Source organism: Streptomyces sparsogenes, from assembly GCF_001704635.1.
In the GTDB taxonomy this organism is placed as follows: Bacteria; Actinomycetota; Actinomycetes; order Streptomycetales; family Streptomycetaceae; genus Streptomyces; species Streptomyces sparsogenes.
Genome location: NZ_MAXF01000185.1, coordinates 23,991 through 49,823, shown reverse-complemented (window position 1 = coordinate 49,823; position 25,833 = coordinate 23,991). Strand labels below are relative to the sequence as shown.

Here is a 25,833-nt window from a genome sequence, read left to right as displayed (position 1 = left end):
ATGGAGGAGGGGGACATGGCGGGCGACACCGTTTTGTTCGCGGTACGGGAGCACCCCGGGGACGACAGCGCCGGAGCCGAGCAACTGCGCAGGATCCGGGGGGAGATCGAGGCCGGCGGCCTCACCGTGCGCTGGGCGGGCGACGGTGCCGACGCCCGGACCGTGCTCGGCACCGAGGCCGGCCTGGCCGCCGCGCTGGTCGACTGGGACCTCGGGCCGCGCGACGGCGCCGACGGCGAACCGGGCGGCGCCGCGGTGCTGCGCCACATCGGCAGGCGCTTCCAGAACCTGCCGGTCTTCCTGATCACGGCCGACGAGAACCTCGAAGACCTGCCGCTGTGGGTGTCCGAGACCGTGGTCGGCTACGTCTGGCCGGCCGAGGACACCGCGACCTTCATCGCCGGGCGGATCGCCCGCGCCGCCCGCGCCTACCGCGAGGCCGTGCTGCCGCCCTTCTTCAAGGCGCTGCGCCGCTTCGACGACACCCACGAGTACTCCTGGCACACCCCCGCCCACTCCGGCGGCGTCGCCTTCCTCAAGTCGCCGGTGGGCCGGGCCTTCCACGACTACTTCGGGGAGCGGCTGTTCCGCAGCGACCTGTCCATCTCGGTCGAGGAGCTCGGCTCCCTGTTCGAGCACACGGGACCGATCGGCGAGGCGGAGAAGAACGCCGCCCGGGTCTTCGGCGCCGACCTCAGCTACTTCGTCCTCCACGGCGACTCCACCTGCGACCGGCTGGTCGGCCACTTCTGCGTCACCCGCGACGAGATCGCCCTCGTGGACCGCAACTGCCACAAGTCGGTGCTCCACGGCCTGGTGGTCTCCGGCGCCCGGCCGGTGTATCTGATCCCCACCCGCAACGGCTACGGGCTGGCCGGGCCGCTGCCCCCGGGCGAGATCCAGGCGGACACGGTGACCGCGCGCATCGGGGGAAACCCGCTCGCGCGGGGCGCCCTCTCGCCCCGGGCCCAGTACGCGGTCTTCACCAACTCCACCTACGACGGCCTGTGCTACGACGCCGTCCAGGCCGCCCGCTCCCTCGCGGCCAGCACCCCCCGGGTCCACTTCGACGAGGCGTGGTTCGCCTACGCCCGCTTCCACCCGCTCTACGCCGGGCGCTACGGCATGTCGGTGGGGCCCGACACCTTCCCCGGGCCGGACCGGCCCACCGTCTTCGCCACCCAGTCCACCCACAAGCTGCTGGCCGCGCTGTCGCAGAGCGCCATGGTGCACATCAGGCCCGCGCCGCGCGCCCCGGTGGAACACGACCGGTTCAACGAGGTGCTGATGATGCACGGCACCACCTCGCCGCTGTACCCGATGATCGCCTCCCTGGACGTGGCCACCGCGATGATGGACGGCCCCCAGGGCCGCTGGCTGATCGACGAGGCGGTGACCGAGGCGGTCCGCTTCCGCCGGGCCATGGTGCGGATCGGGCGCCGTATCGAGGCTGCCGGGGACCGCCCCGCCTGGTTCTTCGGCGTGTGGCAGCCGGAGGCGGTGACCGACCCCGCCACCGGCGAGCGGCTGTCCTTCGACGAGGCCCCGCTCGAGCTGCTGTGCACCGAACCCTCCTGCTGGGAACTGGAACCGGGGGCCGACTGGCACGGCTTCCCCGGACTCGGCGAGGGCTACTGCATGCTCGACCCGCTGAAGGTGACCCTCACCTGCCCGGGGATCGACGCCACCGGCCGGATGGCCGAATGGGGCATCCCCGCCCGGGTCCTCACCGCCTACCTGGCCACCCGCAACGTGGTGGTCGAGAAGACGGACAGCTACACCACACTGGTCCTGTTCTCCATGGGCATCACCAAGGGCAAGTGGGGCACGCTGCTCGACGCCCTGATGGACTTCAAGTCCCTGTACGACGAGGACGCCCCGCTCGACCGCGTGCTGCCCGGCCTGGTCACCGCGTACCCCGCCCGCTACACCGGCCGCACCCTGCGCGAGCTGTGCCAGGAGATGCACGACCACCTGCGCGAGGTGAGTCTGGTGCGGCTGCTGGACACCGCCTTCCAGGAGCTCCCGGAGCCGGTCGCCCCGCCGCAGCTGTGCTACCAGCGGCTGATCCGCGGCGGCACCGAGCGCGTCCGGCTGGCCGAGGCGGCCGGGCGGGTGGCCGCCGCCATGGTCACCGTCACCCCGCCCGGTATCCCGGTGCTGATGCCCGGTGAGGGCGTCGGTGGCGCGCAGGGGCCGCTGCTGCGCTATCTGACCGCGCTGGAGTCCTTCGACCGGCGCTTCCCCGGCTTCCGCAGCGAGACCCACGGGGTGACCATCGACCCGGAAAACGGCGACTATCTGATCGAGTGCCTGTCCCGGGAGCAGGGCGCCGACCACGGCGCGGACCAGGGCGCCGACCACCGGGCCGGGAGCGAGCCGCGGGCCCTCGGCGTACCGGCCCCGGCCCCCGCCCCCGGCGGTGCTCACCCCACCGGGCCGGCGCCGTCCCGCTGAGCCCCCGCCGTGAGGAACCATTCGACCGCCGCGGTCACCGCGGCGGGGTCCTCCACCGGCAGTTCGTGCCCCGCGTCGACGATCCGCACCACCGCGTCCGGGCAGCCCTTGGCCATCCGCAGCATCTGCGCCACCGGCAGCTGGATGTCGTGGTAGCCGTGCAGCAGCAGGGTGGGCGTCCGGATCTCACCGACCCGTTCCAGCACGTCGAAGGCCCGCATCGCGTCGTAGCACCGCATGACCACCTCCCGCGGCGTGGCCGCGGACGCGCGGACGTACGCCCGCACCTCCTCGCGGGGGTGGCCCGGCCCGAAGGCCCGGTGGATGTTGGCCGAGACGAACAGGCGGAACGGCAACAGCGTCGAGACCGCCATCAGCAGACCACGGCCGCGGCTGTAGGTCATCCGGCTGATCGAGCCCACGAGCACCATGCGCTCGATCCGCTCCGGATGGCCCAGCGCCAGCTTTTGGGCGATCATGCCGCCCATCGAGTGGCCGACCGGCACGAAGCGGTCCACGTCCAGGCGGTCCAGCAGGACGCGCACGTCGTCGGCCAACTCGTCGAGGGAGCGCGGCACCCCCTCGCTCTCGCCGTGCCCGCGCAGATCGAGGCGGATCACGCGCCGGTGCGGGGCGAAGTGCGCCATCTGGTGGTCCCAGCGGTGCCGGTCGGCCGTCCAGCCGTGCAGGAACACCAGCGGCACACCGTCCCGGCGACCCTCGTCGTCGAACCTCAGTCTGGCGCCACCGACCTCGATGTGCGGCATGGGTCATGTCCTTTGGACCGATGAACGTGTCGTGGTGACCGTAGCCGGGGGCCTCGGCGTACGCCACCTCCCACCGCGGCCGTCGCACCCCGACTGGTTCGATACGGGCAGGAGACGCGGCGGGGCGCGGGCGATGACGGAGAGTCGGCCCGCCGGGGAAAGACCGCCGTGGGCCCGCGGACGGGTGTCCACGGGCCCACGGGGCACGGCTCATGCGGCGCGGGTCACCGGGTCACATGACCTCGGACGGCCTTGGCGCCGGGCGACGCGTGGCCGACCGGCGCCGCGATGTGCGCGGCGGCCGCGGTGCCGGGGACGGAGCAGGACTTGCCGTTCAGGGTGAAGCCGCGCGGCGCCGAGTTGGTGCCGGTGTAGCCGCCGTTGAAGCCGACGGTCGTGGAGCCGCCGGTGGCCAGGGCGGCGTTCCAGCCGGCGTCCTTGACGGTGACCTGGGCGCCGCTCTGGCTCCAGGTGCCGTTCCAGCCCTGGGTAACCTTCTGGTTGCCGGCGAAGGAGAAGCCCAGCTGCCAGCCGTCGAGGGCCGGGCCCTTGTTGGTGATGGTGGCGGTGGCCGTGAACCCGCCGCCCCAGTCGTTGCTCACCCGGTAGTCGACCGTGCAGGTGGCGGCCGGGGCCGCGGCGGTGGTCAGCCGCACCGGCGCCGAGGCCGGGGAGCTGCGGCCGGCGGTGTCCTTCGCCACGACGCGGAAGGTGTAGGCGGTGGCCGGGGACAGCCCGGTCACGGTGGCGCTGGTGGCGGGGGCGTCGACCGTGGCGACGGGGGCGCTGCCGGCGGGGTCGCCGGAGTACACCTGGTAGCTCGCCACCGGGGACGAACCGGCGGTGGACGCCGCCCAGGTCAGGGTGGCCCGATCCGAGCCGACCGCGGAGGCGGCCGGGGTGCCGGGGGCGGTGGGCAGCTTCGTCTCGGAGGAGCCCGCGGGCAGCACGTACTCAGTGATGGAGTACGCGGGGAAGGTGGCGGTGAAGCCGCCGTCGGCCAGCGGCTGGTCGGCCAGGTGCTTGATCGAGGTGACGTCGTCCTGGCCGTAGCGGTAGACCTGCGCCGAGCCGGCCGTCCCGGTGCGGCCGGTCACGGACACCGGGGCGGTCAGATCGCCGGTGGTCTTGTTGATGACCATCACGGTCAGCGCGTGGTCGCCGCTGCGCTCGGCCGCGTAGACCGAGAGCTTGTCCTGGTCGGCACTGGCCGCCTGGACCGCGGTGTCGCCGAAGGCGCCCCCGTTGCCGTCGTAGTTGCGGAACATGCGGAAGGCGTAGGCGCCGGGATCGGTCGACTTGGGCGGCGACCACAAGGTGGCCAGGTCGAGCCCTTCTCTGCCGAAGATGCCGAGCACGTCGGCCTGCGCGAGGGCGCCGTCGATGTGGTCCAGGGCACCCCAGTTGTACTCGGTGATGGCGAGCTTGGTGCCCGGGTAGTTCTCGTCGACGAGGGAGCGCATGCGCGGAATGAACTGGACGGGCTGGTTGATCCAGCTCTCGTCCACATACGTGGGGTCCCACAGCTGTCGCGTGGAACGCAGCCGCAGCTCCTGGGTCGCGGGGTCGTCATTGCCGCTGGACACCCCGGACTGCTGCGGATAGATGTGGTTGTCGAAGTAGTCCAGGACGCGGCGGCCGTGGCTCTGCTCGTAGGCCTTCATCTGCTGGAGGTACCAGGGGGCGAACTGCTGTCCCCCGTGGGCCGCCCGGTCCGGCGGGTCGGACCAGCAGTCGCCGCCCTTCTCGCCGCAGGTCTTCTGGTCGAGGCCGGAGTAGATGAGGGAGTTCAGGCCCCAGCCGACCGGGCCGAGGGTCTTCGCGCCGGGGTCGGCATCCTTGATCGCGGCGGCGGTGGCGTACGTGCTGTCCCGCATCTCGTCGTATCCCGCCCCGGCGGGGTGGACATCCCGGTGGGTGGAGAACCACAGGTCGGGCTCGTTGTCGAGGTTGTAGAAGCGCACCCCGCCGCTGTCGGCGGCGCCGTACGCGCGGTTCAGGTACTGCACCCAGCCCTTGGTGAACTCCGGGCCGGCCGCGACGCTGGTGTCGGCCGGGTCGTTGCCGGTGACGTTGGTGCCGTCGTTCTTCACGCCGTTGCCGCAGTCCGGGCGCCACTGTGCGTCGCTGCCCTTCTGGGGCCCGTACTTGGAGATGCTGAAGCCGCAGGCGGCGTTGCGTGCCGCCGTCGTCGAGCCGATCATCGGCACGGTCAGGATGGTGTCGGTTCCGGTGCGGCGGTCCTGCTCGACGAACTTGTCGGCTTCCGAACCGTCCGGCAGCGAGGCGGTGCCGTTGTCGTAGTACAGGTTCTCGAAATACCAGTCCGCGCCCGCGTTGTAGGCGTCGAGCTTGTAGTTGTAGCGGGTGGTGGCGTTTCCGCCCCACCGCCTGACCGGCAGTCGCAGCTCCTTGGCCAGCGACTCCTCGGCGAAGTTGATCCCGTAGACGTGCGGGTCGATCGCGTGGCGCCCGGTGGTGGCGTCGACCTTGAGCGCGGGGCCCTCCGCGGCGGAGGCGGCGACCTGCCGCGCGCCCCGGTCCGGTAAGGCACTCGCCCGGACGGGATCGGCCAGGGCGGTACCGGCCACCAGTAACACCGCGGTCACCAGCGCGGCTCTCGGAGTCATGCGCATGTCTCCTCCCAGGCGGCCTGAACGACCAGAGGGGGTGAGGGGGACGGGAGCGTGGGCACAGGAGAGCGTATGGGAGCGCTCCCAAGCTCTCACATGGTCAGTGCGCCCTCAAGTGCTGTCAACCGTCTGGGGCGAAGCCGAAGAGGTGACGCCCCGGATGCGGGCCCGCACCGGCGGAAACCGCCGCCCTCGGGTCGGACCACCCCCGGCCCGGCCGCGCTACAGTCGGCCGGGTACGGGCTCGTACGAACATGTGCGAGACGGTACGAGAAGGTGCGAGACGGTACGAGAACCCCTTGCTCCGGGGAGCCACTCATGACCACACCGCGGGACCTGTTGATCATCGCCATGGACACGGTGCCCAACCGCCCCGTGGAGCGGGGGGACCTGTCGCTCGCGCTCGCCGGAGCCGAGGTGATCGACCTCGTCGAGGCGGAGGCCCTCGTCCTGGAGGGCGACCGCATCGTGCCGGGCCTCCAGCCCGCGCTCGACGACCCTCTGCTGGCGCAGGCCGCGTCGTCGCTCGAGCGGCAGGCGCCGTACGAGGCGGTCGGCGACTGGCTGTGGCGCCGGGGCCGCGGGCTGTCCTCGGCCTATCTGGCGGCGCTGGAGAGCGAGGGCGAGGTGGCCCGGCGACGCCACCGCTGGACGCCCTTCCGGAGCGGCCGTACGGCACTGGTGGACTCGCCCGCGCGCAGCCGGGCGGCCGACCGCTGGGCCTCGGGCGAGCCGGTCCTCGCCGCCCTCGCGGCGGCCGTGGGGATCGGCGACGAGCCGGCCGAGGACGCGGTGGACGCGGCCGGCGAGGCGGTGGTGACGGTGCTCGCCGCGGTGAACGACGCGGTGATGGAGCTGGGGGCCGTGCGGCAGCGGAAGACCATCGAGGACGCGGCCTTCGACAACATCTGGCGGGGCGATTAGCCGGGGCGCTCGGACGCGCCTGCCGCACGGCCGGTGCCGGTGGCGCGGTGTCAGCTCTCCTCCGCGGGCGAGCTGACCGGTTCGATCGGGGCGGCAGGGTCGGCCAGGTCGGCCGGGACGGTTGGCTCGGCGTACTGCGCCAGCCCGTGGCCGAACGACCAGTCGACCGACTCGTTCTCGGTCAGGACGACGAACACGTTGCGCGGCTCCGTCCCCGCGTATTCCTGGGCCAGCTCGGCAACCCGCCGGTACAGCGCCTTCTTCCGCTCCGGTGGGCGCCCGGAGCGCAGGGTGATCGCGATGTAGACGACGCCGTCGTCGCGGTGCACGCCGAGGTAGTCGTCGTAGCGCAGGGTGCTGACGGCGCCCTGGTGGCCCACCAGGACCTGGAAGCGGTCGTCGGGCGGGAAGCCGATCGTCTCGACCATGGCGTCGTGCACGGCGCGGCCGAGCGCGTCGAGCCGGTCTCGGTCGGCCCCCAGCGCGTCGATGCGAACGAATGGCATGTCGGCGGTTCTCCTCTCGGGTGTGTTCGGGTGTGTCGCCGACCGATCGTACATACTAGTAGGTACAGAAGCGAGGTGCCCCGGTGCGGCGGATGGTGGGTAGGACTGATCACACCGTCACGACGGGAATTCCCGGGACGGGAGTCGTTACCGAACGTCACCACAGGAGGGGCCAGAGATGACGCGCATCGTGCGCTTCGCCGACGACCGCGAGACCGTCCGGACCGGCGTCGCCGACGACGCCGGCGCGATCCGGACCTTCCCCGGGGCGCCGCTCGTCGCCGAGCTGCTGCGGCTGCCCGCGGAGGAGCTGCGGACCCTGGTCGAGGACACCGCCCGGGGCCCGGCCGGCTTCGCCGAGCGGGACGTGCTGCCGCTGCCGCCGCTGGACGGGCTGATGGAGCTGTGGGCCGCGGGGGTGACCTACGAACGCTCACGCGAGGCCAGGGTGGAGGAGAGCGCCGAGCGGTCGGTCTACGAGCGGATCTACGACGCCGAGCGCCCGGAGCTGTTCTACAAGGCGCCGCCGTGGCGGGTGGTGACCGACGGCGAGCCGATCGCGGTACGGGACGACTCCGAGTTGAACGTCCCCGAACCCGAGCTGGCGCTGGTCGTCAACCGGTACGGCGAGACCGTCGGGTACCTGGTCGCCGACGACGTCAGCTCGCGGTCCATCGAGGGCGAGAACCCGCTCTACCTGCCCCAGGCCAAGATCTACGCCGGAAGCGTCGCGGTCTCCCCGGGCATCGTGCCCGCCTGGGAGATCGAGGCCCCCGACGCGCTGGCGATCGGCATGGTGGTGTGGCGCGACGGCGCGCCGGTGTTCCGGGGCGCGACCTCCACCGCCGCGTTCCACCGCACCCCGCGGGGGCTCGTGGACCACCTGTGGCGCTCCCAGCCCTTCCCGGACGGCGCCGTGCTGTCCACCGGCACCGGCATCGTGCCCGCACTCGACTTCACGCTGAGCGCCGGGGACGTGGTGGAGATAACCATCGACGGGGTCGGCACGCTGCGCAATCCGGTACGGGGCCGTCAATCCGAGCTGGACTGGCTCGTGGAGGCGATCGACCACCCGCTGAAGCGCCGCGCGCACCGGGGGGAGTGAGGGCGCCCTCTTTGACGACAGACCCCTACGGAAGGATGGAGTCGACGTAGCCGCCGTCGACGCGCACGGCCCCGCCGGTGGTGGCCGAGGCGAAGGGGGAGCTGAGGTAGACCGCCATGTTGGCGATCTCCTCCGGCTCGATCAGCCTCTGGAGCAGCGACTGGGGCCGGTGCGCGGCCATGAACTCCCGCTGGGCCTCGTCCCAGGGCAGGTTCGCGTCCACCAGTTCGTACACGAAGTCCTCGACGCCGCCGGTGTGCGTCGGCCCGGCGATCAGCGAGTTGACGGTCACTCCCGTGCCCGCGGCCTCCTTGGCGAAGCCGCGGGTCACCGCGAGCAGCGCGGTCTTCGACATGCCGTAGTGGATCATCTCGGCGGGGATGACGACGGCGGAGTCGCTGGCGACGTTCAGGATCCGGCCCCAGGAGCGGTCCTTCATCCCGGGCAGGTAGGCGCGGATCATCCGTACGGCGGTCAGCACGTTCACCTCGAAGTAGCGTCGCCATTCGGCGTCGCTGATCTCCAGGGCCGGGACGGCGCCGAAGACGCCCAGGTTGTTCACGAGGATGTCGGCGTCCGGGACGGCGGTGCCGACCTGGTGGGCGCCCTCGTCGGTGGCGATGTCGCCGGGGGCGGGGACGAAGGCGCCCTCGCGGTCGGTCTCCTCCTCCAGCTTGGTGATGGCGGCCGCCACGGACTCCTGCCTGCGGCCGTTGACGGCCACCCGGGCGCCCGCCCGGGCCAGGCCGGCGGCGATGGCGAAGCCGATGCCCTGGGTGGATCCGGTGACGAGGGCGGTCTTGCCGGTGAGGTCGATCAGCACGGCGCTCCTCCAGAGGGGTGGGTGCGGGAAACCGCCGGGTGTCCGCGTCGGCGCCGCGGAAACAGCGCGGGGCGGCCCGGCGCCCTTGACAAGCGATCACAATAATTGCGTACGCTATTAGTTGCAAGCGCCGATTGTCACTCCCTCGCGCCCCGGGATGCCGCGCAGATGGTCGTCGAGGACCTCGCGAGCCGCCTCGGGGGTGAGGTGGCCGATGAGAACGTGGGTGGTGAGGCCGTCCGCGAGGGCGAGCAGCGCGTGGGCCGCCCGCCGCGGCTCGCCGGCGCCGGCCGCGTCGAGCAGACGGCTGAACAGGCCGTGCAGCTCCCGGTAGTTGTCCCTGAGGAGGCCGGCCAGCGACGGGGTGACGGCGGCCTGGGCGACGAAGGCGAGCCAGACGCGTGCCTCGGCCCGGCGCTCGGGTGAGACCAGCGAGATCTCGGCGGCGGCGTGTGCGAGCTCCGCCCGGGGGTCCGCCCCGCTCGTCCCGTCCTCCGCGAGCCGCTCCTCGATCCGCCCGGACACCGCCTCCCCGACATGGGCCAGCGCGAAGACCAGCATCTCCTCCTTGGTGCGGAAGCAGCGCTGCACGGCCCCCATGGAGACCTCCGCCCGCGCGGCGACATCCCGCAGCGTGACCCCCTCCAGGCCGTGCTCGTCGGCCAGCCGGCACACCGCGTCGGCGATCCGGCGGCGCCGGCTCTCATGATCCACCTGGCGTGGCATCCGTTCCGTCCTCCGCTCGATCCCGCTCAGTCCCGCTCGGTCCCGCTCGGTCCCGCTCAATATTGCGATGCGCTCGCATCGGTACGCGCTAGTCTAGGGGCGGTATCCGATGCAAGCGCATTGGTACGGCCGACGAGTGACGGACGAGCGACAGGAGCGACCCGTGATGACAGCGGACCCCGGGGCGGAGCGGAAAGAAGCCCCCTGGTGGGCGCGGACGGCCCGGGAGCAGGCCGCGGCCGTACGGGAGGGCCGGGTGACGGCGGCCGAGGTGGCCGAGAGCCACCTGGAGCGCATCGCCGAGGTCAACCCCGTGGTGAACGCGGTCACCCAACTGCTCGCCGACCAGGCCCGCGAGGCCGCGGCCGGGCTGGACCGGCGCCGCGAGCGGGGCGAGGACCTGCCGCCGCTCGCCGGGGTCTGCTTCACCGTCAAGGAGAGCATCGCCGTGCGCGGCGTGCCCACCACCCACGGCGCGACGCGTTTCAAGGACGCCGTGGCCGCCGCGGACGCGCCCCCCGTGGCCCGGCTGCGGGCGGCCGGTGCGATCCCGGTCGGGCACAGCAACATGCCCACCCTCACCCTGGCCGGCATGCACTCCCGCAGCCAGCTGTTCGGCGACACCCTCAACCCGTGGGACCCCGGCCGTACGCCCGGGGGCAGTAGCGGAGGCGACGGGGCGGCCGTGGCGTGCGGCATGGCGGGGCTCGGCCTCGGCAACGACGCGGGAGGCTCGGTGCGCATCCCGGCCGCCTTCTGCGGCACCGCCGCGCTCAAACCCACCTACGGCAGGTTTCCCGCCGACCACCGCATCGGCCCGGAGGACCCGCCGCTGGGCGCTCAGCTCTGCGTGGTGGACGGTCCGTTGGCGCGTACGGTCGCCGATCTGTGGCCGGCCTTCGAGGCCCTGGCGGGGGCCGATCCCGCCGACCCCCGCGCCGTGCCGGTGCCCCCGCGCGGCGCGCCCGTGGCGCGGCCCGTCCGGGTCGCGGTCGTCGCCGACCCGGGGGGATCGGGGGTGCACCCCACCGTACGGCGCGCGGTGGAACGGGCGGCCGACGCGCTCGCGGACGCGGGATACGCGGTGGAGGAGGTCGCCGACGTGCCCCGCCTCGGCGAGGCGCTGGAGGTCTATGACAGCCTGCTGATGACCGAGTTCTCCCTCAGCTGGCCGGCCGTCAGGACGCTGCTCGGCACCGAGGGACGGCGGTACATCGAGATGCACCTGCCCAAGACGCGGATGGTGGACCTGCCCGGTTACATAGGGCTGACCGGCGTCCTGCTGAATCTGCGGCGCGCCTGGGCGGAGTTCCTCGACCGGTATCCGCTCGTGCTCGGCCCGGTGTTCACCGAGCCGCCGGTCGAGCCGGGCGTGGAATCCCGTGACAAGGCGGGGAACGCGCGCGTGCGCGCGGCCATGCGCCTGTGCTCGGCCACCAGCCTGGTCGGGGTGCCGGCGGTGGCCGTCCCCACCGGTCTGGCCGACGGCCTGCCCACCGGTGTGCAGCTCATCGGCCGCGCCTACCGCGAGGACCTGTGCCTGGACGCCGCCGCTGCCGTCGAGGAGCGGCTGGGCGTCCTCACCCCGATCACCCCGGTCATGCCGGTCACACCGACTGTCCCGGCCACACCGACTGCCCCGGGCGGAACTCCCGGCCGGACGTGAGGTGGGGGCGGGACGCCGCCGCCGATGTCCGCGGCGTCCTGCCCCCGGCCCCGCGGCCCTGCCCCGCCCCGGCGGGGGGCCCGGCGGCCCGGGAATGCCGGGGTGCGCCAGGCGTTGAACCCTGTGTGAGTTCAGTGATCGCGTCGACTCGGTTCTCGGTCCTCGACCGCTCGCGGATCCGGGAGGGACACGGCGGTCCGCGCGCGCTGCGCGACACCGTGCGCCTGGCCCGGGAGGTGGAGCGGCTCGGCTACCACCGGATCTGGGTCGCCGAGCACCACGGGGTGCCGGGAGTGGCGGGCTCCGCGCCCACCGTGCTGGCCGCCGCGATCGCCGCTGCCACGCGCGTGATCCGGGTCGGCACCGGCGGGGTGATGCTGCCCAACCACCAACCGCTGGTCGTCGCCGAGCAGTTCGGCGTGCTCGAATCCCTCTTCCCCGGGCGGATCGACATGGGTCTGGGCCGCTCGGTCGGCTTCACGGGCGGGGTGCGCAAGGCCCTGGGCCGGGACAAGGAGGACGCCGGCGACTTCGCGGGGCAGCTGGCCGAACTCCTCGGCTGGTTCGAGGGCACCTCGCCGACCGGAGCCCACGCCCGCCCCGCCGAGGGGCTGCGCGTGCCGCCGTACGTCCTGGCCACCGGCGAGGGCGCCGCGATCGCCGCCGAGGCCGGGCTCCCGCTGGTGGTCGGCGACCTCAGGGGCCGCGAGCGGCTGCTGCGCGCGATCGACCGCTACCGCGCCGGTTTCCGCGCCTCCGCGTGGGCCGAGGAGCCGTACGTGGTCGTCGCGGGCACGGTCGCCGTCGCCGAGACCCCCGAACTGGCGCGCCGGCTGCTGGTCCCCGAGGCGTGGGCCGTCGCGTACTCGGGCACCCGCGGCACCTTCCCGCCGCTCGTCCCGGCGGAGGAGATCGAGCGCCGGGCGATGACGGCGAAGGAGCGGGACCTGTACGAGTCCGCGCTGCGCGGCCACATCCACGGCACCGAGGAGCAGGTGGCCGACGCGCTGGAGACGGCCGTCAAGGAGACAGGCGCCCAGGAGATCCTGGTCACGACCAGCACCTACGACCGGGACGCCCTGCTCGAATCCCACCGCAGGCTGGCCCGGCTCGCGGGGCTCACCGCGAGCCGGTAGCCGCGCCCGGCCCCCGGCGGTGTCGGCCCGCCCGCCCGGCCGGGGCGGCCGCCGCGCCCGCCGCCGGTGCGGTAGAGTAGGGGGCAGCCGTCAGCCTCCTCGCCGCGGACCCGTCCGCGCCGGGGAGGCTTTTTTCATGCGTGAGAAGACAAGGCCCACCATGGCCCAAGAGACCCACACCGCCGCCGCGGGCACCTGGACCCTCGGCGACCTGACCGTCAACCGCCTGGGATTCGGGGCGATGCGGCTGACCGGCAGCGCCGCCTTCGACCTCGGCGCCGCCCGTGACCGCGACCGTTCGATGGGCGTGCTGCGGCGCGCGATCGAACTCGGCGTCAACCACATCGACACCGCCTCGTTCTACTTCTCGTCCCTGCGGTCCGCCAACGAACTGATCAACAGCGCGCTGGCCCCCTACCCCGACGACCTCGTCATCGCCACGAAGGTCTGGCCGGCCAGGGACCCCTCGGGCGACTGGTGGTGGGCCACCCCGGAGCAGTTGCGCGGTCAGGTCGAGGAGAACCTCCGGCAGCTGGGCCGCGACCACCTGGACGTGGTGAATCTGCGGGTGCCGCCGAGCCGCGGGTCCGGCTCGATCGCCGAACACTTCGGCGCGCTGGCCGAACTCCGCGACGCCGGGCTCATACGCCACCTGGGCCTGTCCAACGTCACGCCGGAGCAGCTGGCCGAGGCCCGGGCCATCGCGCCGGTGGTCTGTGTGCAGAACGCCTACGGGATCGGGGCGCCGGCCCATGAGCAGGCACTCCTGCGGTCCTGCGGCGAGCAGGGCATCGCCTATGTGCCGTTCTTCGCGATCGCCGGCGCCGGGCGCGAGGCCGGCCCGAGCGCGGCCGACAGCGCTGCGGTGCTCGCCGTCGCGCGCGCCCACGACGCGACCCCCGCGCAGGTCCGGCTGGCGTGGACGCTGCGGCAGGGACCGCATGTGCTGGCCATCCCCGGCACGGGCGATCCGGACCACCTCGAGGAGAACGTGGCCGCGGCGGCGCTGCGGCTCTCGGACGACGAGGTGTCCGCGCTGACGGAGGACGCGACACCGAGCCGCTGAGCGTGTGACGCCGAGCAGGTGACGCCGAGCATGTGACGCCGGTGCGCGGGACGCGCCCGGCGGCGGACGCGCGCTCGCTCCGGTGCCGAGAGGGAGTCGGTGCCGGAGCGGGCGTGTGGGGCGGGGGAAGCGGCTAGACGCCGAAGGCGTCGAGACAGGCCTCGACGGCGAGGACGCCACCGAGTCCGAGGACCGCGAGGGTGGTGGTGTAGGTGGTGCGCGCCTTGATGGCGTCGATGACGGAGAGGTTGAAGTACTCCTTGAACATCCAGAACCCGGGGTCGTTGACATGGCTGAAGGCGATGGACCCGCAGGAGACGGCCAGCACCATCATCTCGGGGTGGACCCCGCTGCCCGCGACCAGCGGCTGCACCACACCGGCCGCGGTGACGACGGCCACCGTCGCCGATCCGAGGGCGATCCGGAGGATGACGGCGATCAGCCACGCCAGGATGATCGGCGAGATGTTCCAGCCCTCGGTGACGTCCTTGATGTAGTCGGAGATGCCGCCCTCGACGAGAACGCCCTTGAAGGCACCGCCCGCGCCGATCACCAGGAGGATCATGGCCATCGCCTGGGCCGCCGAGTTGCAGGACGCGCTGACCTCGGAGAGCGACCGGCCGATGCGCGGGCCGAAGGCCCAGACGGCCAGGAGCAGCGTCAGCAGCAGGGCGACCGGGGCCGAGCCGATGAAGGTGATGAAGGGCCGGGCCGGGTTGGACTCGGACACCGCCATGTCGTACACGGCGGCGGAAGCGATCAGCACCACCGGGACCAGCGCCACCGACAGGGACCAGCCCATGCCGGGCATCTCCTCCTCGGTGAAGGTGCGCTCCGAGACCAGGCCCTTGGGCATGGTGGGGTTCATCTTCCTGACGAACGGCAGGCGCGGCCACACCAGGGCGATGAGCGCTCCGAAGGGGATGGCGAAGAACAGGCCGTAGAAGAGGGTCAGCCCGACGGAGGCGTGGAAGGTGGCGGCGACGGCGGTGGGGCCGGGGTGGGGCGGCAGGAAGCTGTGCATGGTGGACAGGGCGATCGACATCGGGAGCCCGACCCACAGCAGGTTCTTGCCCGTCACCCGGACGATGGTGAACGCGACGGGCACGATGATGACGAAGGCGACCTCGTAGAACATGGTCACGCCCAGGAGCATGGCCGTGACCACCATGGCCACCTGGACCCGGCGCAGCCCGAAGGTGTCGACGAGTTTGCCGGATATGCGCTGGGCGGCGCCGGAGTCGCCCATGACCCGGCCGAGCATGGCGCCGAGCCCGACGACGATCAGTGTGTCGCCGATCTGCCCCCCGACGCCCTCGCCGAGGACATCCGGGATCTTCTCCATGGGGACGCCCCGGACGAGCGCCACGGCGACGGCCACGAGGAGGAGGGAGATGAAGCCGTTCAGCTTCACCTTGGTCATCAGGAACAGCAGTGCCAGGACGCTGATTCCGACTACGACAAGAGGCATGGGTCAGTTCCCCTTTGAACTGCGCTCAGGGAGTGGCTCCCGGTCCGTGGCATCACGGGCACGGAGCGGGACGGTGGGAGTGGGGGGATGGCCCGGTGTCCGGGTCCTTGTCGCTGTGAGGCAGCGGTGGCCGGGCCGGGCGGCGCGGGAGGCCGCCCGGTCCCGTATGTGAATCGGTGAGTCGGAAGGTCAGCGGCCGGCGGCCAGGGCCAGGCCGGTCTCCAGGAGCTTCTCCAGGTCGGCGAGGTCGGCCGGGGCCGGGTCGGTGAGCGGGGCGCGCACCGGGCCGACCGGCTTGCCGCGCAGCCGGGCGGCGGCCTTCACCAACGACACGGCATAGCCCGGCACCCGGTCGCGCAGTTCCACCAGCGGGACGTAGAAGTCCCGCAGGAGCGTGTCCACGCGCTCGTCGTCGCCGTCCCGCAGGGCGGTGAAGAACGCGCCCGCGATCTCGGGCGCGAAGGCGTGGACGGCGGAGGAGTACGCGGGCACGCCGACGGCGGCGTACGCGCGGGCCTGCACCTCGGCGGTGGCGGCCCCGTTGAAGAACAGCAGGTGGTCGGGGGCGGCGAGGGTCAGCCGCTGGAGCCGGTCCAGGTCGCTGTGGCCGTCCTTCACGCCGATGACGGTCGGGATCTCGGCGATCCGGCGCAGGCCGTCGATGGTGAACGCCACCTGGTCCCGCTGGTAGGCGATCAGCGGCAGCCGGGTCCCGGCGGCGATCCGGCGCACCTGCTCCACCAGGCCGTCCTGGGGCGCCTTGACCAGGTAGTGGGGGAGCACCAGGGCGGCGTCCGCCCCGGCCTCCTCCGCGATCCGGGCGAAGCGCAGCGCCTGCGCGTAGCCGTAGCCGATGCCCGCCACCACCGGCATGCGGCCGCCGGCCACGTCCACCGCGGCGGCGATCACCTGGCCGTACTCCTCCTCGTCCAGGGCGGTGAACTCCCCGGTGCCGCACGCGGGGAACACCGCGCCGGGCTCGGTGGCCAGCTGAGCGGCCAGGTACTCGCGGTAGGCGTCCAGGTCGAGGCTGCCGTCCTCACGAAAGCTGGTGAGGGGGAAGGACAGCACGCCGTGCGCCATGCCGTCACGCAGTCGCTGCGCGACTTCCTGGGCCGCCGTGTTCAGAGTCATGAACTAGTCTCCACATACATGCACTAGGTCTAGATATGGGAATGGAGGTTAGGGTGGCCCACCCGGCAGGTCAATGGGTGTGCGACCCCGCTCGCGCCGAGCGGTAGGTTCAGGGGCGGTTGCCGAGTTCGTGCTCCGCCTGAGTCCAGGCCCGCGCCTGCTCGCTGAGGGTGATGCCGAGACCCGGCCGGGAGGACACGTGCATACGGCCGCCGCTGATGTGCAGCCGCTCGTTGAAGAGCGGCTCCAGCCAGTCGAAGTGCTCCACCCACGGCTCGTACGGGTAGGCCGCGGCGAGGTGGAGGTGGATCTCCATCGCGAAATGCGGCGCGAGCTGGAGGTTCTGGTGCTCGGCGAGAGTGGCCAGCTTCAGGAACTGGGTGATGCCCCCGATGCGCGGCGCGTCGGGCTGGACGATGTCCGCGGCCTCGTTGCGGATCAGCTCCCAGTGCTCCGCCACGCTGGCCAGCATCTCGCCGGTGGCCACCGGGGTGTCCAGCGAGGCCGCGAGGGCGGCGTGGCCGCGGGCGTCATAGGCGTCCAGGGGCTCCTCGATCCAGCCGAGGCCGAACTCCTCAAGGGCCCGCCCCATGCGCTGGGCGGTGGGCCGGTCCCACTGCTGGTTGGCGTCCACCATCAGCGGCACCTCGTCGCCCAGGTGCTCCCGCACGGCCGTCACCCGGCGCAGGTCCACCTTGCCGTCCGGGTGGCCGACCTTGATCTTGATGCCGCCGATGCCCTGGGCCAGGGACGCCGAGGCGTTCTCCAGCACCTGCTCGGTGGGCGTGTGCAGGAAGCCACCGGAGGTGTTGTAGCAGCGCACGGAGTCGCGGTGGGCGCCCAGCAGCTTGGCCAGGGGCAGACCGGCCCGCTTGGCCTTCAGGTCCCACAGGGCGATGTCGAACGCGGCGACGGCCTGGGTGGACAGCCCGCTGCGCCCCACCGAGGCGCCCGCCCACACCAGCTTCGTCCAGAGCTTGGCGATGTCGCTGGGGTCCTCGCCGAGCAGGGTGGGGGCGATCTCCTTGGCGTGTGCGAACTGGCCGGGGCCACCGGCCCGCTTGGAGTAGCTGAAACCGATGCCCTGATGGCCCTCCTCGGTGGCGAGCTCGACGAAGAGGAAAGCCACCTCCGTCATCGGCTTCTGCCGGCCGGTGAACACCTTGGCGTCGCTGATGGGGGTGGCCAGCGGAAGGGTGACCGAGGACAGCTTGATCCAGGAGATCCTGTCGAGGGTCGCCTCCCCTGCCTGCTGCGCGGCGTGGGCCGGTGTGGCCGGCGTATCCGGTGTGCTCATCACTTAGCGTTCCCTGTCGGTGCGGGCGGGTCGGCCGGCCCCTGAACAGGCCCGGCCGCGGTGTCGGCGAGCGTTTCCCGCTCAGCCGCCCCTTGAAGCTAAGTCGTCGATTGATCTACGTCTAACTCAACTTTTGTATGCGCTGATACAGGGAGAGCATCATTGTTCACTCTCGCCCAACTGGCCAGCTTTGTGGCGGTCGCCGAGGAACTGCACTTCACCCGGGCCGCCGAGCGGCTCAAGATGACACAACCACCGCTCAGCCGCCAGATCCAGCTGCTGGAGGGCGAGCTGCGGGTGCAGCTCCTGGACCGCACCAACCGATCGGTGCGGCTCACCCCCGCGGGCCGCGCCTTCCTCACCGAGGCCCGCCGCATCCTGCGGCAGACCGAACACGCGGCGCTCGCCGTCCGCCAGGTCTCCACCGGGGAGGCGGGGAGCATCGCCATCGGCTTCACCGCCGCCAGCGCCTACTCCACGCTCGGCACCCTTCTGGAGACCGCCCGCGCGGCCATGCCCGGCGCGGAGATCGTGCTGCAGGAAATGGTCACCCGCGACCAGTTGGAGGCCCTCGCCGAGAACCGCCTGGACCTCGGGCTCGGACGGCCCTCCGTCACCGGCCCGGACCTGCGGTCCCGGCCCGCCGTGCGGGAACGGCTGCTGGCGGCGCTGCCGACGGAACACCCCCTCGCGGAGCGGGAGGGCGCGCTCGAGGTCGCCGACTTCGACGGAGAGCCGTTCCTGATGTACTCGCCTACCGACGCCCGCTACTTCCACGAGCTGCTCATCAGCATCTTCAGCGCGGCCCACGTGGCCCCGGTCTTCTCCCAGTACCTGAGCCAGGTCCACAGCATTCTGGCCCTGGTCAACTGCGGCCTGGGAGTGTCCCTGGTCCCCGAGGCCGCCGCGCGGCTGCGCTACGCCGACGTGGTGTTCAAACCGGTCGAGCTGGAGACCCCCGACCCGGTGGAACTCAACCTCGTCTGGCGCGAGAACAACGACAACCCCGTGCTGCACGCGCTGCTCCGCCACCTGTGAGCGCCACCGCTGCCCTCAGGACCGTCATCCGGTGCGGTACAGCCCGGTGAGCAGCTCGATCGCGGCCGGGGCCGCGGGATGCGGGTCGTCCCGCCACCACGCGAGCCGCACCGCGATCGGCTCGGCGTCGCGCACCGGCCGGTAGACGACACCCGGCCGCGGGTACTGGTTGGCGGTGGCCTCCGCCGTGATCCCCACACAGCGGCCCGTCGCGATCACGGTGAGCCAGTCGTCCACGTCGTGGGTCTCCTCGGTCGCCGGGCGGGCACCGGACGGCCACAGCTCCGTGGTGGTGGTGCCGGTCCGCCGGTCGACCAGCAGGGTGCGCCCGCCGATGTCGGCGAGCCGGACCGAGCGGCGGGAGGCCAGCGGGTCGTCGGCGGCCAGGGCGCACAGCCGCCGCTCAAGCCCCACGATGGCGGAGTCGAAGCGGCGGTCGTCGAGCGGCCTGCGGACCACCGAGAGGTCGCACATGCCCTCCGCCAGCCCCGCGGTGGCCGAGTTGACACGGACCAGGTGCAGTTCCGTCCCCGGCCGGGTCTGCGCCCAGCGGCGCTGGAAGGCCAGCGTGTGGCGGCCCAGCGCCGACCAGGCGTAGCCGATCCGCAGCCGCGTGTGGCCCGAGATGGCCTCCTGGACCAGCGCGTCCACCTCGCCAAGCACCCGCCGGGCGTGCGCCACGACACGCAAGCCCGTCCCCGTCGGCGTCACATGGCGCGAGGTCCGCAGCAGCAGCCGCACCCCCAGCGCGCGCTCGAGCGAGGCGAGCGTACGGGACACCGCCGCCTGGGAGACCCCGAGCGCGAGGGCGGCATCGGTGAAACCGCCCTCGTCGACGATGGCGACGAGGCAGCGCAACTGCCGCAGCTCCACGTTCCCGGCCGAAGCGCCATCCATGGCCCCAGCATCCATGACCCCAGCATCCATGACTTCAGCGTATAGAACGCGCCGTCGATGCATTTTGCGCAAGCGGCGGGCCGTCCCATGATCGGGCCATGCGAGCAGCATCCGCGCGCGCGGCAGCCCCCGCGCCCCAGACCGCCCCGGCGCCCGCCACCCCCGAGCCCGGCGGGGGACCGCTCGCCGGCGTGGCCACCATGGTCGGCAGCGGCCTCAGCAACCAGATCGGCGCCGCGACCGGCTCCTTCGCCTTCCCCGTGCTCGGGCCCCTCGGCGTCGTCGCGGTACGCCAGTACGTCGCCGCCGCCGTTCTGCTGGCCATCGGCCGGCCCCGGCCGTGGACCTTCACCCGGCGGCAGTGGTGGCCCGTGCTGCTGCTGGCCCTCGTGTTCGGGACGATGAACCTCTCCCTGTACAGCGCCATCGACCGCATCGGCCTCGGGCTGGCGGTGACCTTGGAGTTCCTCGGCCCGCTGACCATCGCCCTGGCCGCCTCGCGCCGCCGCGCCGACGCGTGCTACGCGCTGATCGCCGCCGCGGGCGTCGCCGTCCTGATGCGCCCTCAACCCTCCACCGACTACCTCGGGATGGGCCTGGGCCTGCTGGCCGCCCTCTGCTGGGCGTCCTACATCCTGCTCAACCGCACCGTCGGCCGACGCGTCCCCGGCGCCCAGGGATCGGCCGCCGCGGCCGGACTCTCCGCCCTGATGTTCCTGCCCGCCGGCGTCGTCCTCGTCGTCCGGCAACCACCGACCGCGCCGGCCGTCGGCTGCGCCGTCGCCGCCGGTGTCCTCTCCTCGGCCGTGCCCTACCTCGCGGACCTGTTCACCCTGCGCCGCGTGCCGGCCCCGGCCTTCGGGCTCTTCATGAGCGTCAACCCCGTTCTCGCCGCGGTCGTCGGGTGGATCGTCCTCGGGCAGCGCCTGGGGTGGACCGAGTGGGCCGGCATGGGAGCCGTCGTCGCCGCCAACGCGCTCAGCATCACGGCGCGCCATCGCGGATCGCCGGTGGTGTCATGACCCCCGCCGGTGGTGTCATGACAGCCGGTGGTCCCATGACACGGGTCACGGGCCGGTTCGAGGAAGGGCAGCCATGGTGAGTGCGCTCGGCGTCGCCGTCGTGGGATTCGGCTGGATGGGACGGGTGCACACCCAGGCGTACCTCCGCCTGCCGCACCACTTCCCCGGCCTGTCCCTGCGGCCCCGACTCGTGGCCGTCGCCGACGAGGTGCCCGGCCGGGCCGAGGAGGCCGCCGCGCGGTACGGCTTCGCCACCGCGGCCCGGGACTGGCGCGAGATCGCCGCCGATCCCCGGGTCCGGGCGGTGAGCATCGCCGCCCCCAACCATCTGCACCGCGAGATCGGCACCGCCATGGCCGAGGCGGGCAAGCACATCTGGATCGAGAAGCCGGTCGGCCTGACCGCCGAGGACGCCCGCGCCGTCGCCGAAGCGGCGGCCGGGGCCGGCGTCCAGGGCACCGTGGGCTTCAACTACCGCAACGCGCCCGCCGTCGCCGCCGCCCGGGAGCTGATCGCCACCGGGGAGATCGGCGCCGTCACCCATGTCCGCGTCCGGCTGTTCAGCGACTACGCCGCCCATCCCGAGGCCGCCCTCACCTGGCGGTACGAGCGCGAGCGCGGCGGCAGCGGGGTGCTGGGCGACCTCGCCTCCCACGGGGTGGACCTGGCCCGCTTCCTGCTCGGCGAGATCGAGTCGCTGGCCGCCGACACCGCCCGCTTCGTGCCCGAACGCGCCCGTCCCACCGGGGCCACCGCCGGCCACGCCCGCGCGGCGGGCGGCGAGCTGGGCCCGGTGGAGAACGAGGACTACGTCTCCTGCCTGCTGCGCTTCTCCTCCGGCGCGCGGGGCGTGCTGGAGGCGTGCCGGGTCTCGGTCGGCGAGCAGAACAACTACGGCTTCGAGATCCATGGCACCAAGGGCGCGGTCTTCTGGGACTTCCGCCGCATGGGCGAGCTCGGCGTCAGCCGTGGCACCGCCTACCAGGACCAGTCCGTCACCACCGTGTACGTGGGCCCCGGGCACGGCGAGTACGCCGCCTTCCAGCCCGGCTCGGCCAACAGCATGGGCTACGACGACCTCAAGGTCATCGAGGCGTACCACTTCCTGCGCTCCATCGAGGAGGGCACGGCTTACGGCGCCACGCTGGAGGACGCCGTCCGCAGCGCCGCCGTGCTGGATGCCATGGCCCGCTCCGCCGAGCGCGGCACCTGGGCGAGCCCGGCCTGAGGCCCGCCCGGCCGGCACCGGTCACACGGCGATGCCGGCGATCACGACACGGCCTGGGAGGAGCGCCCCAGCCTGCGGTTGGCCAGCACGGACACCTTGCGCCGCACGGTGGTGACCTCCTCCGGGTCCACGTCCCCCACCAGCAGGCCCGGGCCCGCCTCCAGCCGTTCCCGTACGGTGCCGTCGGGCCCGACCAGGGCGCTGTGGCCGATGCCGGTGGGGGCCGAGGTCGCGGGGGCGGGGCCGGTCGCGGCCGGGTCGGCCTGGCCGACGGCGGCCAGCCATACGGTGGCGTCCAGCGCCCGGGCCCGGGTCAGCAGCTCCCACTGCTCGCGCTTGCCGGGCCCCGCGCCCCAGGAGGCGGGCAGCAGCGACAGCCGCGCCCCGGCGTCGGCGTGGGCCCGGAACAGTTCGGGGAAGCGCACGTCGTAGCAGGTGGCCAGGCCGATCCGGACGCCGTCGAGGTCGAAGGTCACCACCCGGGAACCCGGGGCCACGGTCCTGGACTCGGTGAAGCCGAAGGCGTCGTACAGGTGGATCTTGTCGTACGAGGTCTCGACCCCGGGCCCGGTGGCCAGCAGGGTGTTGGTCACCCGGCCGTCGGGCGCCGGGGTGAACATGCCGGCCACCACCACCAGGCCGGCGTCCTCGGCGATCCGCCGCACCCCGGTGGCCCACGCGCCGTCGAGCGGCTCGGCCAGGGGCGCCAGCGGGGTGCCGAAGCACGCCATCGTCGCTTCGGGGAACACCACGAGCCGGGCGCCGGCCTGTGCCGCGCGGTCCGCCTGCTCGCGCAGGACGGCGAGGTTCCGCTCGGGCTCCGGGCCGGTGGTGATCTGGCTGAGTGCGATGCGCATGCGGGGTGCGGCCTCTCTGTCGGATGGGTGGTCCCGGCGCCGGGCGAGGTGCTCTGCATACCCCTCATGAGGAGGGTTACCCGGCGGCCACCCGCTGTCCGGCGAAGGGAGAAGGTCATGTACGCCCCGATGAGGCCTCACCACATCGCTCCTCGGCTGACCACCGGAGCGTTCATTCTGTACTCGGGCCTGCAGCATCTCCACGCCGACGAGCGGACCGGTCAGGGACTCCACAGCATGACCGCCGGAGCCTATCCCGTCGTCGACCGGATGTCGCCCCACCGGTTCACCAGGCTGCTGGCCTGCGCCGAGGTCGGTCTGGGGGCGGCGCTCCTGTCACCCATGGTGCCCACCGCCCTGGCCGGGGCCGCGCTGACCACTTTCGCGTCCAGTCTGGTCGGGCTGTATCTGCGCACTCCCGGCCTGCATAAAAAGGGCAGCCCGCTGCCCACCGAGGAGGGCATTCCCCTGGCGAAGGACTTCTGGCTGCTCGGCATCGGTCTGGGGTTCCTCTGTGACCGCCAGGCATGGACGCGGCCCTGCCTGGCGGTCTGCCGGAAGTGAGGGGTACACGCGCGCTGAACCGGCCCCCCGTCAGGCGTTGGGGTCGAATGGGATGCCGGTCGGCGTTGGCGGGCAGGCCCGGGATCCGGTCCGCCGTCAGGTGCGGCGGGTGACGGGGGCCAGCCACAGTCCGACGAGCGCGTCGATCAGACCGGTGGCCGTGTCGTGCCAGTCGGGCCGGGGCGCCGGAGAGTTCTCGGCGAGCTCGCGCTCCCGCTCGGCGCTGACGTGCAGGATCAGCTCGCGGGCCATGACGCCGCGCTCGGCGCGGACCTCGGGGGGCAGTTCGGGCAGGCGCCGGTTGAGCCCCTCGATGACGCGCAGCAGCGACGAGGAGGAGAGGGACTCCTCGACGATGATCTCGCGCAGCGCCGGGTCGGTCATCGCCTGGGCGCAGAACCGCGCGTACCACGTCGGGCTGCCCAGGGCGGCCAGGTGCTCGGGGACCGGGCGCACCAGGCAGGCCACCCAGTCGCGTATGTCGTCGGAGTCGCCGATCTCGGCCAGCAGCCGGGTGCGGATCCGGTCGATCCGTGCGGCGTGCTTGCGGGCGATCGCGCGCACCAGGTCGGCCTTGGTGCCGAAGTGGTAGCCGACCGCGGCGTTGTTCCCCTGCCCCGCGGCCTCGCTGACCTGCCGGTTGGACACCGCGTACACGCCGCGCTCGGCGAACAGCCGCTCCGCCGCCGTCAGGATCAGCTCCCTCGTCGCGCTGACCTGCTCAGCCCGCGCCGTCCTGCCAGCCATGATCACCACCGCACCGGGACTTCTCGCAGCCTTCCGACGGCCAGTCCCTCGAGCCGTCGTGGGTCATCCCCGTCCGCCATGATAGTCAAGCAATTGCTTTAAACTCACCGGTGTCGCCCTCAGGCGGCCCCGCGCTGCGGGCGCGGCGGGACGCCGGCGCCCTCGGCCAGCCGGCCGGCCACCAGCTCGTGGAGGGCGGCGGCCGGCGGCCGCTCCTGGCACAGGAAGCCGTGGCCGCCCGCGAAGTCCCGCGGCTTCGGCGGGGACGGCGTGCTCAGCCGCCACCGCTCCAGCTCCGCCGGCGACAGGCTGCCGTCGCCACGGCCGGACCACACGTGGTAGTCCGTGCCGCCACCCGGCGGCGGCGCGGCCGGCTCCCGGTAGGTGTCCAGCAGGTGCAGATCCCGGCCCAGCATCGTGACCGCGTAGTCGAGCAGGTGGGGATAGTCGAACAGCTCGGCGGGGCAGCCGCCGTCCCGCCGCAGCTCCGCGGCGAGCTCCTCCCGGGTCCTGGTCAGGAACGGGGCGCGCGGGTGCGACGCCAGGCGGGCGGTGGTCGCCGGGGACCGGGACCCCGCCAGTACGACGTCCCTGATGTGGTGGCCCTGCCCGTGGGGGAGCGCCGCGACCAGGGCATGGGCGAGGAGGGCGCCCACCCCGTGCCCCACCACCACGGCGGGCCGGTCCCCCCAGCTGCGGAACGCCGGGAGGAGCCGCTTCACGGCGTCGTCGAAGCAGCGCACCGGGGGAGCGTCGGCCAGCTCGCCCCGCCCGTCCAGCTCGAACGCGACGGCGGCACAGCCCGCCGGCAGGGCCCGGGCGAGCGGGAGCATGGACAGCGCGGTCGCCCCCGCGTCATGGAGGAGGAGCACCCGCAGCGGAAGCCTGGGATCACCGATCAGGAGATGACCGTCAACGGTGGTGATACGCACGCCGTTCCCCTTGTCCCCTGCGGATGCCCACTCTCCCGGGCGTGGCCGGGAGACGCTCGGCGATCGTCGGAACCAGGATGACTCGAACAGGAGCCGGGCGAGCCGGGACGGCGCACAGAATGGCAGGAAGATGCCCCGGCCCCGCCCGGGGGGCCACCTGCCCGCCGACGGCCGGTCCGCCGTGCGAGCGGGGGCAACCCTGGCCGAGGCGGCATTAGGATCCGCAGGTATGTCGCCCCCGCAGCAGCACCCTGGAGAAGGTCCGCGCACCTCGGCACGCCCTGACGCGGCACAGTGCTTCGCGCGCCGCTTCCAGCGCCTGCAAGAGGTCATCTACCCCGCCGACGTGGGCAGGCCGTACACGGAGCGGGAGATCGCGGAGGCCGTCGGGATGTCCGTCAGCCAGATCAGCAACCTGCGCAACGGCCGCTCGGTCCCCCGCGCGGACCGGGCCGTGGCGCTGGCGACCCTCTTCGGGGTGCGCGTGGAGTACTTCTTCTCGCCCGACGAGGACCCCTACGCGCGCGACGTGGAGGCGCATCTGCGGGCCATCGAACAGGAGCGGCGCGGCGAGCCGGTCGGCCACCGCGACCGCGCCGCCGGCGGCCCGGCGCGGGCCGGGGCCGGACTGCTGGACGACGACCAGGTCCGTCAGATCGCCGAGGGCGTCGCCGTGTTGCCCCGCGACATGCGCGAGACCGTCGGCGCCCTGGTGGACCAGCTGCGCCGCGCCGTCGGCCGCCCGCACAGGCAGCGCGAGCGGAAACCGTGGTGAACCGGCCGCCCCGCCCCCGCCGCGCCGTACGCCGGCGGTACGGCGACCTCCCGGCAGTGCGG

At 73.0% G+C, this 25,833-nt stretch carries 23 protein-coding genes; 11 read left to right on the top strand and 12 right to left on the bottom strand.

What is annotated here, in order from left to right; translation table 11 throughout:
* The first annotated feature begins 15 nt into the window (after positions 1–15).
* Positions 16–2,457 (top strand): Orn/Lys/Arg family decarboxylase, encoded by a 2,442-nt coding sequence (locus BBH68_RS33990; protein ID WP_076971254.1) that lies wholly within the window; start codon positions 16–18, stop codon positions 2,455–2,457.
* Here BBH68_RS33990 and BBH68_RS33985 read toward each other — a convergent pair.
* Both BBH68_RS33985 and BBH68_RS33980 read right to left on the bottom strand, forming a co-directional pair.
* Complete coding sequence (locus tag BBH68_RS33985) at positions 2,427–3,224, bottom strand: alpha/beta fold hydrolase (RefSeq protein WP_065967619.1); 798 nt, start codon at positions 3,222–3,224, stop codon at positions 2,427–2,429. The two genes, BBH68_RS33990 and BBH68_RS33985, sit on opposite strands and share 31 nt — an antisense overlap.
* A 224-nt stretch (positions 3,225–3,448) precedes the next feature.
* Positions 3,449–5,854: a glycoside hydrolase family 44 protein gene (locus BBH68_RS33980; protein ID WP_065967618.1), complete on the bottom strand. Its 2,406-nt coding sequence runs from the start codon at positions 5,852–5,854 to the stop codon at positions 3,449–3,451.
* A gap of 321 nt (positions 5,855–6,175) precedes the next feature.
* Here BBH68_RS33980 and BBH68_RS33975 point away from each other — a divergent pair, with 321 nt between their 5' ends.
* A complete protein-coding gene (locus BBH68_RS33975) occupies positions 6,176–6,781 on the top strand; it encodes a GOLPH3/VPS74 family protein (protein ID WP_065967617.1) in 606 nt (201 codons plus the stop codon).
* A 50-nt stretch (positions 6,782–6,831) separates the two neighbouring features.
* Here BBH68_RS33975 and BBH68_RS33970 read toward each other — a convergent pair whose 3' ends face one another.
* Positions 6,832–7,287, bottom strand: coding sequence for a tautomerase family protein (locus BBH68_RS33970; RefSeq protein ID WP_065967616.1), 456 nt, complete (start codon positions 7,285–7,287; stop codon positions 6,832–6,834).
* 178 nt (positions 7,288–7,465) lie between these two features.
* Here BBH68_RS33970 and BBH68_RS33965 point away from each other — a divergent pair, with 178 nt between their 5' ends.
* The gene (locus BBH68_RS33965) at positions 7,466–8,392 is read left to right on the top strand and encodes a fumarylacetoacetate hydrolase family protein (protein WP_065967615.1); all 927 of its coding nucleotides are present in this window, start codon (positions 7,466–7,468) and stop codon (positions 8,390–8,392) included.
* Positions 8,393–8,417: 25 nt separating this feature from the next.
* Here BBH68_RS33965 and BBH68_RS33960 read toward each other — a convergent pair whose 3' ends face one another.
* Positions 8,418–9,215, bottom strand: coding sequence for an SDR family NAD(P)-dependent oxidoreductase (locus tag BBH68_RS33960; RefSeq protein ID WP_065967614.1), 798 nt, complete (start codon positions 9,213–9,215; stop codon positions 8,418–8,420).
* A gap of 117 nt (positions 9,216–9,332) precedes the next feature.
* Positions 9,333–9,941: a TetR/AcrR family transcriptional regulator gene (locus BBH68_RS33955; RefSeq protein WP_065967613.1), complete on the bottom strand. Its 609-nt coding sequence runs from the start codon at positions 9,939–9,941 to the stop codon at positions 9,333–9,335.
* A 166-nt stretch (positions 9,942–10,107) separates the two neighbouring features.
* Between BBH68_RS33955 and BBH68_RS33950 the strand changes: the two genes are divergently transcribed.
* The 3 genes from BBH68_RS33950 to BBH68_RS33940 all read left to right on the top strand — a co-directional run bounded on the left by BBH68_RS33950 (position 10,108) and on the right by BBH68_RS33940 (position 13,809).
* On the top strand, positions 10,108–11,607 hold the full coding sequence (locus BBH68_RS33950) for an amidase (protein WP_065967612.1): 1,500 nt from the start codon (positions 10,108–10,110) through the stop codon (positions 11,605–11,607).
* Positions 11,608–11,732: 125 nt separating this feature from the next.
* The gene (locus tag BBH68_RS33945; protein WP_065967611.1) at positions 11,733–12,743 is read left to right on the top strand and encodes an MsnO8 family LLM class oxidoreductase; all 1,011 of its coding nucleotides are present in this window, start codon (positions 11,733–11,735) and stop codon (positions 12,741–12,743) included.
* A gap of 160 nt (positions 12,744–12,903) precedes the next feature.
* Positions 12,904–13,809 (top strand): oxidoreductase, encoded by a 906-nt coding sequence (locus BBH68_RS33940; protein ID WP_065967610.1) that lies wholly within the window; start codon positions 12,904–12,906, stop codon positions 13,807–13,809.
* Between the two features lie 133 nt (positions 13,810–13,942).
* On the opposite strand, the gene BBH68_RS33935 is transcribed toward BBH68_RS33940, so the two are convergent.
* From BBH68_RS33935 to BBH68_RS33925, 3 genes are all read right to left on the bottom strand, one after another.
* A complete protein-coding gene (locus BBH68_RS33935) occupies positions 13,943–15,280 on the bottom strand; it encodes a gluconate:H+ symporter (protein WP_065967609.1) in 1,338 nt (445 codons plus the stop codon).
* 189 nt (positions 15,281–15,469) lie between these two features.
* A complete protein-coding gene (locus BBH68_RS33930; RefSeq protein WP_065967608.1) occupies positions 15,470–16,414 on the bottom strand; it encodes a 5-dehydro-4-deoxyglucarate dehydratase in 945 nt (314 codons plus the stop codon).
* A 109-nt stretch (positions 16,415–16,523) separates the two neighbouring features.
* Positions 16,524–17,711 (bottom strand): L-talarate/galactarate dehydratase, encoded by a 1,188-nt coding sequence (locus BBH68_RS33925; protein WP_065967607.1) that lies wholly within the window; start codon positions 17,709–17,711, stop codon positions 16,524–16,526.
* Positions 17,712–17,873: 162 nt separating this feature from the next.
* Between BBH68_RS33925 and BBH68_RS33920 the strand changes: the two genes are divergently transcribed.
* A complete protein-coding gene (locus BBH68_RS33920; protein ID WP_065967606.1) occupies positions 17,874–18,749 on the top strand; it encodes a LysR substrate-binding domain-containing protein in 876 nt (291 codons plus the stop codon).
* A 24-nt stretch (positions 18,750–18,773) separates the two neighbouring features.
* Here the strand turns inward: BBH68_RS33920 and BBH68_RS33915 are convergent, their stop codons facing one another.
* Positions 18,774–19,646: a LysR family transcriptional regulator gene (locus BBH68_RS33915; RefSeq protein WP_065967605.1), complete on the bottom strand. Its 873-nt coding sequence runs from the start codon at positions 19,644–19,646 to the stop codon at positions 18,774–18,776.
* Positions 19,647–19,744: 98 nt separating this feature from the next.
* Between BBH68_RS33915 and BBH68_RS33910 the strand changes: the two genes are divergently transcribed.
* Entirely contained in the window at positions 19,745–20,668 is a 924-nt protein-coding gene (locus tag BBH68_RS33910; RefSeq protein WP_065967604.1) for an EamA family transporter, read from the top strand.
* 73 nt (positions 20,669–20,741) lie between these two features.
* The gene (locus BBH68_RS33905; RefSeq protein ID WP_065967603.1) at positions 20,742–21,896 is read left to right on the top strand and encodes a Gfo/Idh/MocA family protein; all 1,155 of its coding nucleotides are present in this window, start codon (positions 20,742–20,744) and stop codon (positions 21,894–21,896) included.
* 41 nt (positions 21,897–21,937) lie between these two features.
* On the opposite strand, the gene BBH68_RS33900 is transcribed toward BBH68_RS33905, so the two are convergent.
* Complete coding sequence (locus tag BBH68_RS33900) at positions 21,938–22,753, bottom strand: carbon-nitrogen hydrolase family protein (RefSeq protein ID WP_065967602.1); 816 nt, start codon at positions 22,751–22,753, stop codon at positions 21,938–21,940.
* Positions 22,754–22,990: 237 nt separating this feature from the next.
* On the opposite strand from BBH68_RS33900, the gene BBH68_RS33895 reads away from it, so the two are divergent.
* A complete protein-coding gene (locus tag BBH68_RS33895; RefSeq protein WP_342673162.1) occupies positions 22,991–23,317 on the top strand; it encodes a hypothetical protein in 327 nt (108 codons plus the stop codon).
* Positions 23,318–23,413: 96 nt separating this feature from the next.
* On the opposite strand, the gene BBH68_RS33890 is transcribed toward BBH68_RS33895, so the two are convergent.
* Both BBH68_RS33890 and BBH68_RS33885 read right to left on the bottom strand, forming a co-directional pair.
* Complete coding sequence (locus BBH68_RS33890; protein WP_065967630.1) at positions 23,414–24,064, bottom strand: TetR/AcrR family transcriptional regulator; 651 nt, start codon at positions 24,062–24,064, stop codon at positions 23,414–23,416.
* Between the two features lie 119 nt (positions 24,065–24,183).
* Positions 24,184–24,996 (bottom strand): thioesterase II family protein, encoded by an 813-nt coding sequence (locus tag BBH68_RS33885; RefSeq protein ID WP_065967600.1) that lies wholly within the window; start codon positions 24,994–24,996, stop codon positions 24,184–24,186.
* A 229-nt stretch (positions 24,997–25,225) separates the two neighbouring features.
* Between BBH68_RS33885 and BBH68_RS33880 the strand changes: the two genes are divergently transcribed.
* A complete protein-coding gene (locus BBH68_RS33880; RefSeq protein ID WP_065967599.1) occupies positions 25,226–25,771 on the top strand; it encodes a helix-turn-helix domain-containing protein in 546 nt (181 codons plus the stop codon).
* The last annotated feature ends 62 nt before the right edge of the window (positions 25,772–25,833 follow it).

Coding starts and splice junctions, on each gene's coding strand:
- BBH68_RS33990 (WP_076971254.1), top strand. CDS start 16: ATGGCGGGCGACACCGTTTTGTTCGCGGTACGGGAGCACCCCGGGGAC.
- BBH68_RS33985 (WP_065967619.1), bottom strand. CDS start 3,224: ATGCCGCACATCGAGGTCGGTGGCGCCAGACTGAGGTTCGACGACGAG.
- BBH68_RS33980 (WP_065967618.1), bottom strand. CDS start 5,854: ATGACTCCGAGAGCCGCGCTGGTGACCGCGGTGTTACTGGTGGCCGGT.
- BBH68_RS33975 (WP_065967617.1), top strand. CDS start 6,176: ATGACCACACCGCGGGACCTGTTGATCATCGCCATGGACACGGTGCCC.
- BBH68_RS33970 (WP_065967616.1), bottom strand. CDS start 7,287: ATGCCATTCGTTCGCATCGACGCGCTGGGGGCCGACCGAGACCGGCTC.
- BBH68_RS33965 (WP_065967615.1), top strand. CDS start 7,466: ATGACGCGCATCGTGCGCTTCGCCGACGACCGCGAGACCGTCCGGACC.
- BBH68_RS33955 (WP_065967613.1), bottom strand. CDS start 9,941: ATGCCACGCCAGGTGGATCATGAGAGCCGGCGCCGCCGGATCGCCGAC.
- BBH68_RS33950 (WP_065967612.1), top strand. CDS start 10,108: ATGACAGCGGACCCCGGGGCGGAGCGGAAAGAAGCCCCCTGGTGGGCG.
- BBH68_RS33940 (WP_065967610.1), top strand. CDS start 12,904: ATGGCCCAAGAGACCCACACCGCCGCCGCGGGCACCTGGACCCTCGGC.
- BBH68_RS33935 (WP_065967609.1), bottom strand. CDS start 15,280: ATGCCTCTTGTCGTAGTCGGAATCAGCGTCCTGGCACTGCTGTTCCTG.
- BBH68_RS33930 (WP_065967608.1), bottom strand. CDS start 16,414: ATGACTCTGAACACGGCGGCCCAGGAAGTCGCGCAGCGACTGCGTGAC.
- BBH68_RS33925 (WP_065967607.1), bottom strand. CDS start 17,711: ATGAGCACACCGGATACGCCGGCCACACCGGCCCACGCCGCGCAGCAG.
- BBH68_RS33915 (WP_065967605.1), bottom strand. CDS start 19,646: ATGGATGGCGCTTCGGCCGGGAACGTGGAGCTGCGGCAGTTGCGCTGC.
- BBH68_RS33910 (WP_065967604.1), top strand. CDS start 19,745: ATGCGAGCAGCATCCGCGCGCGCGGCAGCCCCCGCGCCCCAGACCGCC.
- BBH68_RS33905 (WP_065967603.1), top strand. CDS start 20,742: ATGGTGAGTGCGCTCGGCGTCGCCGTCGTGGGATTCGGCTGGATGGGA.
- BBH68_RS33900 (WP_065967602.1), bottom strand. CDS start 22,753: ATGCGCATCGCACTCAGCCAGATCACCACCGGCCCGGAGCCCGAGCGG.
- BBH68_RS33895 (WP_342673162.1), top strand. CDS start 22,991: ATGACCGCCGGAGCCTATCCCGTCGTCGACCGGATGTCGCCCCACCGG.
- BBH68_RS33890 (WP_065967630.1), bottom strand. CDS start 24,064: ATGGCTGGCAGGACGGCGCGGGCTGAGCAGGTCAGCGCGACGAGGGAG.
- BBH68_RS33880 (WP_065967599.1), top strand. CDS start 25,226: ATGTCGCCCCCGCAGCAGCACCCTGGAGAAGGTCCGCGCACCTCGGCA.